The sequence below is a fragment of the Microbacterium sp. CCH5-D1 genome (assembly GCF_001557335.1).
In the GTDB taxonomy this organism is placed as follows: domain Bacteria; phylum Actinomycetota; class Actinomycetes; order Actinomycetales; family Microbacteriaceae; genus Microbacterium; species Microbacterium oxydans.
The window spans coordinates 1-14129 of record NZ_LSJW01000001.1; the positions used below are offsets into that span (position 1 = coordinate 1).

The window sequence follows — 14129 nt, forward strand, 5'->3', positions numbered from 1 at the left end:
GGCGCCGACCGTGTAGATCGCGATGAACATGGCGATGTTGCCGACGTAGATCTCGGGGATGCGGATCGTCACCGCGGTGAAGTAGGCGGCCACCACGATGACGGCGACGGTGCCTGGCCAGCGCCGGCGCACGGCCAGGGGAGCGGTGACGACCACCGCGTACACGAGGGCGGTCCACAGCGGCGCCTGTTCGTCGCCGTACATCTCCGCGATCGAGGAGAGCGCTGCGCTCAGCACGGCACCGACGAACAGCACGGTGGCGAGCACGAGATCGCTGCGCCGTTCGCGCTCGGTCGGCGTGCGGATGAACGGGGCGGCGGACATCCCTCCACCGTAGGGCGGGCCGTGGCGGCGCCGCATCCCCCGTGTGGGGGATCGGTCCGAACTTGCTATTGACAAGCATGATTGCTTTTAACAAGCTTGTCCTCAACGAGCTCACCGACCGATGAGCTCACACCTCCGGAGGAGCCATCATGACCAAGGTGTTCGTCAACCTGCCCACCACCGACCTCGAGCGCGCGAAGGCCTTCTACACCGCGCTCGGCTGCGAGATCAGCCCCCAGTTCACCGACGAGAATGCGGCGTGCGTCGTGTGGAGCGAGGACATCTACTTCATGATCCTCAAGCGCGAGTTCTTCTCGACCTTCACCGACAAGCCCATCGCCGACCCGAACGAAGTCGTCCAGGTCTCGGTGGCGTTCAGCCAGGACTCCCGCGAGGAGGTCGATGCGATCCTCGCGAAGGGTCTGGCGGCCGGTGGCGCCGAGCCGAAGCCCGTACAGGACTACGGCTTCATGTACTCGCGTGACCTCGACGACCCCGACGGCAACTCGCTCGGCTTCCTCTACATGACGCCCGAAGCCATCGAGAACGGCCCGGATCACGTGGCCGACACCGCCACGTCGGCCTGACATGGCGGCGCGCAGCTACGGCCAGTACTGCGGTGTGACGACGGCCGTCGAGCTGATCGGGGAGCGGTGGGCGCTGCTCATCGTCCGTGATCTGCTCGTCGGACCGCGTCGGTACACCGACCTCAAGCAGGGCCTGCCGCGCATCCCCACCAACATCCTGTCCACGCGACTGAAAGAGCTGCAGGAGGGTGGGGTCGTGCGACGTGTGCCGCTGTTGAACTGCGGACTCGTGTACGAGCTCACCCCCTACGGGCGCTCCTTCGAGCCGATCATGCTCGCCCTCGGACGCTGGGGCTTCCAGGCGATGGGAGACCCAGACGAGGGCGACGTCGTCACGGCCGATTCCCTCACGATGGCGCTGCGCACGGCGTTCGTCACCGAGAGCGCGCTGGACGCGGAGTACGAACTGCACGTCGGCGATGTCGCCCTCCGTGCATCGGTGCGCGACGGCGAGCTCCGCGTCGCGCAGCTCGCTCCTCCGGCGCCTCCCGTCGGCGGGCGCATCCCCGAAGGAGAACCGGATGCGGTGATCGTCGCCGGTCCCGGCATCCGCCGCCTCATCGGCGGCGAGGTCACCCCGGCGGAAGCGCTGGCACAGGACCTCGTCGCGGTCGTCCGTGGCGATGCATCGCTGTTGGACTCGTTCGCCGACACCTTCCACATCGCACGACTGACAGTGGGGAGCACGACATGAACAACCAATATGCCGATGAACAACAGGCGCCCGATGAACAACAGACACCCGGTCGCATCCTGATCGACCTCTTCACCTCTCTCGACGGAGTCGCCCAGGGTCCCGGCGGCACCGATGAGGACACGTCGGGCGGATTCCGGTTCAGCGGGTGGCAGGCCGGATACCCCTCCTCCGGCGTCGGACCCGAGATCGAGAAGGGCATGCGCGGTCTCGATGCGCTGCTGCTCGGGCGGCACACGTACGACATCTTCGCCTCGTACTGGCCGCATCACACCGAGGGCGAATCCGGCGACATCGGCACGCTCTTCAACCGCGTGCCGAAGTACGTCGCGACCCGGGATGCGGATCTCGCGCTCGACTGGGAGGGCAGCACGCGCGTCGGTGTCGACCTCGCCGCGGAGATCGCGGCGATACGGGCGGCCCATCGCGAGGTGCATGTGATCGGCAGCATCGATCTCGTGCACACGCTGCTCACTGAGGGTCTCTTCGACGAGCTGAACCTCTGGGTCTACCCACTGCTGCTCGGAGCGGGCAAGAAGGTGTTCGACGACAACGCGTTGCCGAGCGTGCTGCGTCTGCTCGAGCCGCCGATCACCGACGACGCCGGGGTGACACTGCTGCGCTACGCACGGACCGATCGGGTGCCGGAGGTCGGCACGTTCGATTGACATGAAGCGCGCCCCTGGTGCAATACGATCCGAACGTGGGGGTTGGAAAGCAGTCGCGGCAGGCGGAGCGCGTCGCAGCCTTCCAACGGGTCTTCGAACAGAATTGGGCTCGTGTTCGACACCACATCGAGTGCGTGATCGACGACCCGGATGAGGTATCGGATCTCGTCTCCGACGTGTTCACGCTCGCGTGGTCGAAGCTGGATGAGCGCAAGCCACTCGGCTTGATCTGGCTGCTGCGCGCCGCGGACAACAAGCTCAAAGATCGTGAGCGCAGGAGACGATCCGAGGTCAGGGCGATGGATGCCCTGCGTCACGGCGTCGGGGGCCGACGCCAGTCCGACGTCCTCGATGCCATCGCGGTGCGTCATGCGATCGAGACCGCCTTGACCCCACGGGAAAAGAGGATGGTCGTCCTCTTCTACTGGGACCGATTGGCCGCGGGGGAGATCGCCGAGCTGCTGCGTTGCTCGCAGTCGGTGGTCTTCACGACATTGAGCAGGGCGCGGGTGAAGCTGGAACGGGAGCTCGGACTCGACCGCCTCCCCGACGCCTCCATTGCCCGAGCGGCGAATACCTTACAAAGGGATTGATCGAGGAGATGGATATTGCGCACGCTCCCAGCTGAACCATAGCTTTCGTCTGTGAATCTCCTTCCTTCGGGTTTGCGCAGGCTCGCGCGTTCCGGCCTCGGGTCTGTCTGCGTCCTCGCCATCGTCCTGAGCGGAGGAGCGTTGTCGGCATCGGCCGCGCCGACGGCAGGTGCAGCAAGAGAGCTGTCGGTGCAGTCGTTCCGCGATATCCGGGAGCGTGCGGTCTCGTCTGCGGCATCTGCGGCTCGCGCTACCGGGGAACCGGTACCGGTCGTGGGGATGATCACCCCCACAGAGCAGACGCTGGCGATGCCGGATGGGACGATGCGGTACGAGGCATCGAGCGTGCCGGTGCGGGTCGAGCGGGGCGGTGACTGGGTACCCGTCGACACGACACTCGCATCGACCGGCGAGTGGTTCGAGCCGATCGCCTCCGCGGCTCCCGTGCGCTTCTCGTCAGGTGGCACCGACCGGCTCGCTCAGGTGCAGGCTGAATCGGGCGAGTGGATCACCGAGATCTGGCCCTACGGGATCCTGCCGACCCCGGCGGTCGAAGGGGACACCGCGACCTATTCTGAGGTGCTGCCCGGTGTCGACCTGAAGATGGTCGCGACGAAGACCGGGCAGGCGTCGATCTACGTCGTCAAGACCGAGGAGGCAGCGCAGTCCGCGAAGCTCGACGGTCTTCACGTCGTCGTCGAGAACGCAGAGCTGAGCGCGGACTCGACGGGCACCGTCACCGCGGAGACAGGGGATGAGTCGAGCATCGTCGCCGGTCAGCCGCTGTGGTGGGACTCCTCCGAGGGGGGCACCTATCGCGAGCCGGGCGGCGAAGCACCGCCGTTGCCCGTGACGCACGACGTGGGGGCGGACCGAGTGCTGCTCGACGTGGGCGATTCGGTGACGAAGCACGAGAAGCGCGACGGGGATGTCGTGTATCCGATCTTCGTCGACCCTGACTGGTCGTCGGGGATCACAGCCTCCTGGTACACGGACGCGGACTATCCGAACCAGTCGTACCTGTCGGCGGGGGCTTCCGATGTGCTGCGCGTCGGCATCTACCAGCAGTATCGCTCGGACATGTTCTTCCAGTTCCCCATCGGCGCTCTGGCGGGGAAGGTCGTGACGAGCGCCCGCCTGAACACCACTCAGCTCGCGGTCGCGTCCAGCGGGGCGGGTGCGATCCAGGTCCACACCTATGGGATCAAGCCGACCGGGTTCACCTGGGCGCAGGAACAGGCGTGGAACGCGGCAGGAACGGGTGGGTGGAGCGCCCCGCTGCAGGCTCCGTGGTACGGCCCCGGCCTGGGCTCGGCGCCGATGGCGGTGGGCTGGAACGTGACATCGGGCGTGCAGGCCAAAGTGGGGGCGTCTGCCATTCAGTTCGCCTTCACTTACACGAATGCGAACCTGCCGTCGCGTCGTCACTACAGCCGCGCGGCAACGCTCATCGTCTCTTACAACACCCTGCCGAACACGCCCACCGCCCCGTCGTTCACCTCCCCTTCGCGTGCGTGTGGCACCGCTGCGGCTCCGGCCGCGGTCGGTCAGACGGACGTCGCGGTCGCGGTGAATCAGACGGATCCCGACGGAGGAAGCGTCGGTACCAACTTCTACCTGGCCAAGGCCGGCAATCTCGGTGTCCTCGTGCAGACACTGGGGTCCGGCCTCGCCGCCGGAGGGACGAAGACAGTGACGTTCACCGGCCTGGTCGATGGCGAGACGTACGCGTGGCGCGGGAGAGGTCAGGACACGACGCATCATGGCACCGGCTACAGCGAGTGGTGCTACTTCACGGTGGATACGACGAAGCCGGCTGTGCCGGTGGTGGAGGCCCCGACGGGTGCTTCCTATGCCGTCGGGACTGGAGTCCCGTTGTCGGTGACCGGGGCAGCGGATGTCGCGGGATACGTCTACTGGGTGACCCCCACGCAGCTGGTCGCCCCTGCGCCTCCGGTGCCGGCTGACGGCACGGTCTCCGTGGCTGCGGCCCTTCCGAACTGCGCGACCACAGTGACCAACAGCGTCCGGTGGGCCTGCAAGACCGGCAGCGGTGCGACGACCGTCACCGTCGCGCCTGTCGACTCGCTGTCGACGGTGTGGGTCTCCGCCTACGACAAGGCGGGCAATCAGTCTGCTCCCACAGGGCATCCGCTCTATCCCGGCGGGAACACCGGGACCCCGGCCACCGCCGCGAACCTCGACGCGGGACACGCCTGGCAGCTCACGACGATGTCATCGCCGCTTCCGGAGGCGATTCCAGACTCCAACCCATGGATCGGTGCGAACGCCATCGACCTCATGATCCCCGCGACTGCGTCGACGACCACGACGGACCTCCCCGACTTCCCGGTCGCCTCGCCCGTGCTCTCCACGAACGTGGCGACCGCAGGATACGAGATCACCGCCCTGGCGGCTCCCGTCGACGCGTCCAAGAGCTTCTCCTTCAGCCTCTGGGTCAAGCCGGCACACGTGGCGCCGACGTCCCAGATCATCGCCATCCAGCGGGGCCAGGGCATCGGGACGATGCAGTTGCAGATCACCAGCACCGGCAAGTACGCCTTCTGCCTCGGCGAGCAGTACGTGAACATGAGCAACACCGCCCGCGACAACAACTGCGTCACCGGGGGAACGGTCCTGCCCAGCACTTGGCAGATGGTCACCGGGATCTGGGATGCCGCGAACCAGCAGCTCCGCCTCCACATCGGCAACTCCATCACGCCGGTCGCCGTCAACGGCCACGTCAACGGCAGCGGTGATCGCTCGGCGAACGGAAGCTTGATGTTCGCCCCGGGCCCCGACAGCCTCCGGTTCATCGGGCTCATCACGAACCCCGTCATGGTCCCCGGTGTCGTCGACCATGCGCAGCTGGCCCGAATGGCCGCCTTCGAACTCCCCTTCACCGACTGAGTACCGGAGACTGACCATGGCGCGTCGGAGCACCCGCACGATTCTTGCTGTTCTCACCACCTCGGTGCTCGCGTGTGGAGTGCTGGTCGCGGCTCCGGGAGCAGCCTTCGCCGAGTCGCCGACACCGACCGTCGAGACCCCGGTCTTCGGCGATCCGGTACCGGGTTCGACGGTCAGCGAGGCGGATGCGGGCGCCGACCCGCTCTCGTCGGTGAACTCGGCCACTCCGGATGCCATGGAGATCCCGTCGCTGGAGAGCACCGACATCGTTCTCGAGCAGTCGGATCTGGAGGGCGTCACGACCGACGCGGCGGAAGGCGCGGAGGGGGCTGCGCCGGCGACGGTGGCCGGGGAGTGGAAGCCGCTCGGCGATACCGGCCTCGCCCTCGCACCCGCGTCCGGCGTCGGGGCGGCGGAGAAGGAGAACGCAGCCGAGAACGATGCCGAGAACGCGGAGGGGGAGGAAGACGACGCGGCGTCGCAGAGCCCGTCCGTGGTCGTGGAGATCCTCGACGAGAAGGCGGCGGCCAAGAAGGGGCTCGACGGCATCGTCGTCTCTCTGGCGCAGCAGGACGCGGAGGAAGAAGGGGAGCCGGTCGCGGTGCGGATGCCTCAGCAGCTGCTCGCCGGTGCCTATGGCGGCGACTTCGCGAGTCGCCTGGAGTGGGTGCAGGTGCCCGCGTCGACGAAGCCGGAGGACGTGTCGGAGAAGGCCGTCCCCGTGGCGACCGCGGCGACGGACGAGGGGCTGGTGCTCACACCGAAGGTCTCGAAAGAGCCGATGATGCTCGCGGCGGTGTCGGGCGCGAGCAGCGCGAACGGCACGGGCTCGTATGCGGCCACACCGTTGAAGTCGTCGTCGACGTGGGACGTCGCAGAGCAGACCGGCGCGTTCACGTGGAACTACGACATGGCCGTCCCCGCTCCCGGTGCGGGGCCGACGCCGTCGGTGGGCCTGTCATACAACTCGCAGTCGGTGGATGGGCTCACAGCATCGACGAACAACCAGCCGTCGGTGGTGGGTGAGGGATGGGACCTCACCGCCGCCGGGTTCATCGAGCGCAGCTATATCCCGTGCGCGAAGGATGACGGTGCCAGTGGTGCGGTCACGACATCCGGCGACCTGTGCTGGAGAACCGACAACGCCACGGTATCGATGGCCGGGCGGTCGGGCGCGCTCATCAAAGACACGGCCAGCGGTGTCTGGAAGCTGCAGAACGATGACGGCACCCGCTTCGCGCGCCTTGTCGGTGCCGCGCAGGGCTGTGCGGCGAACGGAACGGTGAACAACGAGTGCTGGCGGATGACAACGACCGACGGCACCCAGTACTACTTCGGTCTCAATCAGCTCCCCGGGTGGTCCGCGGGCAAGGCGACGACGAACTCGACCTGGACGGTGCCGGTGTTCGGCAACGATGCGGGGGAGCCGTGTCATGCCTCGACGTTCGCGGCGTCTTCCTGCTCGCAGGCGTGGCGGTGGAACCTGGACTACGTCGTCGACGTGCACGGCAATGCGCAGACGATGTACTACACGGCGGAGACGAACAAGTACGCCAAGGGCGGTTCGGGAGCGACCGCGTACCAGCGTGGCGGTGCCCTCACGCGCATCGAGTACGGGCTGCGGGCCACGGACCTCTTCGCATCGAAGGCCGCGGGGTACCGCGTTCTCTTCAGCTACGACGGGAAGGGCCGATGCAACGACGCCACCGGGTCATCGTGCACGGCTGCGGCCCTCGACAGCGCGGTGATGCCGGCGAATCCGGCCAAGTATCCCGACGTGCCGTTCGACCAGCTGTGCACCGGAACCTCGTGCAGTGCTTCGCAGATCGCACCCTCGTTCTTCACGAACGCGAGCCTCGTGAAGGTGGAGTCGCAGGCGAAGGTCTCGGGCGAGTACTCGACCGTCGACTCCTGGGCGCTCGGGCACTCGTACCCTGATCCCGGCGACGGGACATCGGCCGCGCTCTGGCTCACGCAGGTGCAGCGGACGGGCACAGCGGCAGGGCAAGCGGCGATCGTGGAGCCGGCGACGGTGTTCTCCGGCGTCACGATGCAGAACCGGGTGTGGGTCGTCGATGGTCTGGCCCCGCTCGACAAGTGGCGGTTGAGCTCGATCAAGACGAGTCTCGGCGGCGTGATCAGCGTGAATTACCAGGGCCAGCAGTGCACGCCGGCTCAGGCTGCAGGAATCCTCGGCGACCTGCCGAACAACACGAACTGGTGCTTCCCGGAGTGGTGGGTGCCGCAGTCGACCATCCCGCTCGGCGGACGGCAGGACCTGTTCCACAAGTACCCGGTCTCCTCGATCCTCGTCAACGGTGTGACGGGGGGCCCGCTGAGCCAAGTGCAGCAGACGCAGTACTTCTACGGCACGCCGAAGTGGCGGTACAACGATTCGCCCCTGACAGTGGCGAACTCGCGCACGTGGAACGTGTTCGCGGGGGTGAACACCGTGGAGGTGCGTGAGGGCGACCCGGCCGTACCCGCGGCCCAGAAGGTGTCGAAGTACACGTACTACCAGGGCATGAACGGAGACAGGGCGGCTGCCGGCGGAGGCACGAAGACGGTGAACGTCACCGGCACCAGCATCCCGGACGACCGCTGGTTCGCCGGACAGCCGTATCAGCAGCAGACGTTCAACGGTGTCGGCGGAGCTCTGGTGTCGACGCAGGTCAGCACGCCGTGGGCCTCGAACGTCACCTCCAACGACGGCGCGCGGCAGGCGCGGATGGGTGGCGTGCAGAAGACAGTCGTCACCGAGCCACTGTCGACCGGTGGCAACCGCACGCTCGAGACCCGTACGACGTTCGACGGAACCTACGGCTATCCGTTGACGGTGTCGACGGTCCCGTCGGATGCCACGGGCAAGTGCGTCACGACGACTTACGCCGCGGCGAACACCTCCGCCTGGATCATCGGGCTCCCCAGTCAGGTACGGACGATCAACGCCACGTGTGACGGCGTGGCCGGCGCGCAGTTCCCGCGCGACCTGGTCAGCGACGTGAAGACCAGCTACGACGGCCTGGCCTGGGGCGCGGCGGCAACGAAGGGGCTGCCGACGTCCGTGCAGGTGGTGGACAAGTACGACAACGGTCAGCCGCATTGGGTCACGAAGGAGTCGTCGACCTATGACACCCTCGGACGCCTGCTCACGAAGACGGATCCGCTGGGGCGTACGACGTCGACGGCCTACACTCCGGCGACGGCCCTACCTCTGCTGTCCACGACCGAGACGAACGCGGCGCCGTTCTCCTGGCAGACGGTGACGACGCTCGAGCCGACGACCGGCGCGAAGACGAAGATCGTCGACCCGAACGGCTCGATCACGACGATCGCGATCGACGGTCTCGGGCGGTCCACGAAGGTCTGGCTGCCGCTGCAACCCCAGGCCGCGAATCCCGCGGCGCCGTCGATGTCGTTCTCCTACACGCTGTCGCAGACCGCCCCGAATGCGATCAAGACAGACACCCTGACCGGTGGCGGCATCGTCTCGAGCTACCAGCTCTTCGACGGTCTCGGGCGAGAGACGCAGACCCAGAGCCTCGCCGTCGGAGGCGGCACGGTCGTGAAGACCACGAACTACGACAACCAGGGGCGACAGTACTTCGTGGACAACGACTACTGGACGGCATCCATCGCTCCGGGAACGGCGTTCTTCACTCCGGTGACGGAGAACAACATCCCCTCGCAGGTCATCACCGTGTACGATGCCGTCGGACGCGCGCTGACGTCGACCCTCAACACCACGGGGTCCGTGCACTCGCAGACGATCAACGCCTACCCTGGTGCAGATCGGGTCGACACGGTTCCGCCGGTCGGGGGCACCTCGACGAGCACGTTCACGAACTCCCTCGGGCAGAAGACCAAGCTTATCCAGTACCTCGCGGCCGGCATCACCGGCACCGGACAAACGACGACGTTCGCCTACGACGGTGGCGATCGGATGACGAAGATGACCGATCCGGCCGGCAACGACTGGACCTGGACGTTCGACCTGCTCGGCAACCGGGTCGGTCAGGACGACGCCGATTCGGGAGTCACGACGGCCACCTACGACCTCGCCGGGAACATGACCTCGACGACAGACGCCCGCGGGAAGACCGTGACGACGACCTACGATGAGCTCAACCGCAAGACGGCCTCGTATGCCGGCACATCTTCGGGCGCGATGCTCTCGTCGTGGACCTACGACACGGTCAAGAAGGGGCTCGTCACGACGTCGACCGCCTACACGGGGTCGACTCCGGGCGCCCCGGGCCTTGCCTACAAGACCACAGTCGGCTCGTACGACGCGGCGGGCAATCCACTCGACACCACGCTCTCGATCCCGGCAGGTGCACCCGCGTTTGCGGGCACGAGCTACAAGACGACGCTCTACTACAACGCGGACTCGTCGTTGCTGGCGAAGCAGATGCCCGCGATGGGTGGCCTGCCGGCCGAGACGATCCGCTACAGCTACGACTCCTGGGGCAAGCTGAGCGGCGTGCGCGGCACGTCGATCATCCTCGCGAACACCGTGTACTCGCCGATCGGGCAACTGTCGCAGTTCAACCGGGTCAACGGCTCCACGAGCACCGCGTACTCGACCTACGGCTATGACGCCGCGACGGGGGCGGTGCTGTCGATCAAGGACAACGCGGTGTTCGGCGATCTGGGGCACTATGTGGCCGACCGGGCATATACCCGCGACGCGGTCGGCAATGTCACGTCGGCGACGATGAGCTCTGTGCTGCCGACGGCGGGGACGCAGAAGGCCTGTTACGCGTATGACTCGCTGCGCCAGCTGAAGTCGGCGTGGACTCCGAACGCATCGACGGAGTGCGGGGCCACACCGTCGGCGAGCGGGATGGGTGGCCTAGAGCCGTACTGGCATGAGTACACGTATGACAACGCCACCGGAAACCGCACGGGACTCGTGAAGCGTTCGACGATGGGATCGACCACCACCGCGACGTACACCTACGCGGCAGCGGGCGGCGACCGTCCGCACGCGGTCAACGCTGTGGCAGGCCCGGCCGGAGTGGGGCCGGGATCGTACTCCTACGATGCGGCAGGCAACATGACCGGACGCCCTGGCCAGACGATCACGTTCGACGACGCGGGCAAGGTCTCGAAGGTCGTGGCCGGGTCCACGACGCAGGACACGGTCTACAACGTCGACGGCAGCATCCTGCTGCGCACCAACACGACGGAAGGTTCAACGCTATTCGTCGGTGACACCGTGCTGAAGCAGGCGACGGGATCGACGGTCGTCGCGGGCGTACGGACGTACAGTGGTGTCGAGGGCAAGCCGATCGCGGAGAAGTCCGCGAAGACCGGAACCGCCGGCACAACGCTGACGTGGTTGTTCTCGAATCTGGAGGGGACGGTGGACGTGCAAACAGTGGCGAACGCGACAGGCACGACCACGCGCATGCTCCGTGATCCCTACGGTGCCCCGATCGGATCGTCCGGAGTGTGGGGTAGTGGGACCGGGTACATGAACAAGCCCGTGACCGCGTCGACGGGCCTGACCACGGTCGGTGCGCGCACCTACGACCCCGTGCTCGGGAAGTTCCTGTCCGTGGACCCTGTGATCGATACGAACCTGCCGCAGCAGAACACCGGATACACGTACTCGGGCAACAACCCCACCACGTACATGGACCCGAGCGGAATGAAGTTCGCCTTCGCGATGGCCTCTGACGGCGGGAGCAAGGCGCCAAAGAAGGCGAAGGGGTCGCCGTTAACAAACTCGTCCCGGCTCGCTGCTTTCACATATCAGCAGTACACGACGTGGACATCTTCAGCGACAAACAAAAACGTGGTGAAAGTTGCGCGCGAGAAGAACGCCGCCTTCCGCGGAATTCTCAACGATGCGCTTGCTCTCCGTAAAGGTCTCGGATCAGGAGCGATCGGCCTCATGATCGATGTGCCGTGGAATCCAGAGGCTGCGTCCGCGGCGTTCACTGTATACGACAAGTTCAAGACCGGCGGCGATTGGGACGCCAAGGTTGGAATTCTCGACAAGTTTGGACTATCCGGCGCTGACTATCCGGATCGATCCGACGGAAAGACGGTGCGTGTCGACGTCTACGGAAACGTCATCTACGGCGCGATGCTCGCAAGCTATGGTATTCCCGAGGGCGTCGCTATCCAAGCGGCCAACGCTCCCGGCGACGATGTCGGCTATAAGAACGATAAGAGTGACGACGCTGCCGTGAGCATTGGCTACGAAATGTATAAGCAATATCCGGATGGATTGACCAGTACTCAGTACTACAACTTCATTCTGAAGCACTGTGGAGAGATCGCGTGCAAGTGAATAAAACCGTGCTGTGGGGAGTGCTGGGGGCGGGGGTGGCCATCTTCCTCGTGGTGACATGCGCGGTCTTGGTCATTCCTGCCCTCACGAAGACACCGGGGCCCGGCGATCAGTTCGAGTTCCCGATCAGTTGGCAGCGATCGAAGGACCCAGACGTCCCGGATGCGGCCAACACAACCATCGAGCTCTACGAGGACGGAACTGCTCGACTATCGGGAATCTCATTGGGGCACATCGAAACGTCTGCTGACGCCCGGCTTTGTGTCGCTGACGCCAGCGAGGGAGATGCTGGCGATGCGCGTTGGGACGTGGACGACGACGGTGTACTTCACGTCCGTAGCGTCGACGGAGAAGCGGTCTTCCTGCCCGGGGCAGGACGGTTCTCGGGCGCCGACTGGTCCGAGCTTCGCGAACCTTTCTGTGATGGGACTTTCGTTGACTTCAGTCCATCGCGGGATTGAAGCGGAGGAGCGCTGCCGCACGGCGTGTGCGGGGTAGCAGTTCTCCGATGGCACCACCTATGAGCTTCGCTTCCGGGACTGCACGTGTCTGCTGAGTCAGTGATTGGGCCGATACTGATCGTGATCGGGCTTGCCCTGATGCTCTTTCGCGGTCCTGTTTCACAGATCTTCCATCACGGCATGGAGAGGATGTACGGAGAGCCGCTGGCGGATGATCTAACGTCGCCCGAGAGGACACCGCGGAGGATGCTCATCGTGGGGATACTCTTCATCGGCTTCGGCATTTTTACTCTCGTCGGCGCACTTCTGCGGTAGCGGTGGCTGCGATCGATATCGTTCAGGCAGCGCTGTGCCAGGCCCCTGCTCGGCATGCGAGCGAACGCGCGGCCGCTCCGGGTGCTTGGTGCCGTTTGTGGCGTCTTCCTAATCTGACTGTTCGTGTGAGCCTGACTTCAGGCCATTCGGTCGTCGTGGCGTCAACGGGAAAGCAAGGCACCCCGTGGGCCGCGCGTGCTGATTCCTAGGTGAGAAGACGCGTGCTGAATCATAGGTGAGAGAACTGAGAGCGCGAGAGCGTTTCCCTCCGAGAAGCGCTCTCGCGCTCAGTCGGTGAACGGGAGCTCGAAGGCGTTGAGCCGGGCGAGCTGGACGTGATTGATGACGCCGGGGACCATGACGGGGTTGGCGATGAGACCTTCGAATCGTCCTGTCATGGGGGCGGGGCCGAAGACGAGGGGTCCGCTGGCTGAGCGGTCGCCGGCTCCGTTGATGTGTGAGTTGACGGCGACCGGCGTGATCGAGTTGCCGACGAGGAGTCGGAGCTGCTTGTTCGTCGCATCCCAGATGCCGGTGAGCATCTGCCACGATCCGGGCGTCGCGGCTCCGCCGGTGGCGCAGTTGCTCGTCGGTGTCGTGCTGGCGGAGTTGACGGGGTAGTCGCCGAGGCAGAACGCGTAGGTGCCTGCACTGGTGACCTGAAGCTGGACGGAGCCGCTCGAGCCTCCTCCCTGCATCGCGATCTTCTGGGAACCTGTGGCAGGCAGATACCGGGTCTTCACCCACACGCTGAACGTGAAGCTGTTCATCGCGTTCACGGCGGGATACATCGTGCTCACCTCCATGGCGCTTCCCCCGGCGGTCGACAGCACCGGGGTCTCGATGGGCGGGTCGGGCAGATCCGTCGAGGTGGTGGAGCTGGTCTCGGGTATCAGCAGGTCGATGCCATCAGCGCCGATCCACGGGTTGGAGTCCGGGATCGTGTTCGGCAGCGGGGTGGACATCTGCGTGACCTGCCACGCGTGTCCCGCGTCGAGGTTCGCCGCAGCAGCGGGGGTTCCGGTGTTGCCGCCAGGGTAGAGCGGCCGGCCGACCGCGGCGGACTGGTTACCTGCCTTGTCGTAGGCGGACACCCAGACGGTGGACAGCGCGTCCGTCGGGGCGACGGTCAAAGTGGTCGCTCCGGACGGGGCTTTGCATGCCCAGCGCACGTTCCGGGTGATCGCGGTGGCGCAGTCGGGGAGCGCGGCCGCGATGGAGACCGTCCCGTCGGCGGGTACGGGCGGGGCGGGCGCGACGAGCTGGGTGGGAG

The 14129-nt window shown here is 66.0% G+C and carries 9 protein-coding genes; 7 read left to right on the forward strand and 2 right to left on the reverse strand.

What is annotated here, in order from left to right:
* Nucleotides 1–324: DUF7134 domain-containing protein (locus tag AX744_RS21740; RefSeq protein WP_442922824.1), on the reverse strand; the 324-nt coding region annotated here is incomplete at its 3' end.
* A 149-nt stretch (nt 325–473) separates the two neighbouring features.
* Between AX744_RS21740 and AX744_RS21745 the strand changes: the two genes are divergently transcribed.
* The 7 genes from AX744_RS21745 (at nt 474) to AX744_RS21775 (ending at nt 12541) form a co-directional block, all read left to right on the forward strand.
* On the forward strand, nt 474–911 hold the full coding sequence (locus tag AX744_RS21745; RefSeq protein ID WP_171011015.1) for a VOC family protein: 438 nt from the start codon (nt 474–476) through the stop codon (nt 909–911).
* Between the two features lies 1 nt (nt 912).
* Nucleotides 913–1605, forward strand: a complete 693-nt coding sequence (locus tag AX744_RS21750) for a winged helix-turn-helix transcriptional regulator (protein ID WP_058631733.1) — start codon at nt 913–915, stop codon at nt 1603–1605.
* On the forward strand, nt 1602–2273 hold the full coding sequence (locus AX744_RS21755) for a dihydrofolate reductase family protein (protein WP_061015044.1): 672 nt from the start codon (nt 1602–1604) through the stop codon (nt 2271–2273). The genes AX744_RS21750 and AX744_RS21755 overlap by 4 nt, the downstream gene beginning before the upstream one ends.
* A 35-nt stretch (nt 2274–2308) precedes the next feature.
* Nucleotides 2309–2866, forward strand: a complete 558-nt coding sequence (locus AX744_RS21760; RefSeq protein WP_058631731.1) for an RNA polymerase sigma factor — start codon at nt 2309–2311, stop codon at nt 2864–2866.
* Nucleotides 2867–3145: 279 nt separating this feature from the next.
* The gene (locus AX744_RS21765; RefSeq protein ID WP_061015046.1) at nt 3146–5776 is read left to right on the forward strand and encodes a LamG-like jellyroll fold domain-containing protein; all 2631 of its coding nucleotides are present in this window, start codon (nt 3146–3148) and stop codon (nt 5774–5776) included.
* A 16-nt stretch (nt 5777–5792) separates the two neighbouring features.
* Nucleotides 5793–12080, forward strand: coding sequence for an RHS repeat-associated core domain-containing protein (locus AX744_RS21770; protein WP_061015047.1), 6288 nt, complete (start codon nt 5793–5795; stop codon nt 12078–12080).
* A complete protein-coding gene (locus tag AX744_RS21775) occupies nt 12077–12541 on the forward strand; it encodes a hypothetical protein (protein WP_157543478.1) in 465 nt (154 codons plus the stop codon). Before AX744_RS21770 ends, AX744_RS21775 begins: the two co-directional genes overlap by 4 nt.
* Before the next feature lie 602 nt (nt 12542–13143).
* Here the strand turns inward: AX744_RS21775 and AX744_RS21780 are convergent.
* Nucleotides 13144–14129: LamG-like jellyroll fold domain-containing protein (locus AX744_RS21780; protein ID WP_157543479.1), on the reverse strand; the 986-nt coding region annotated here is incomplete at its 5' end.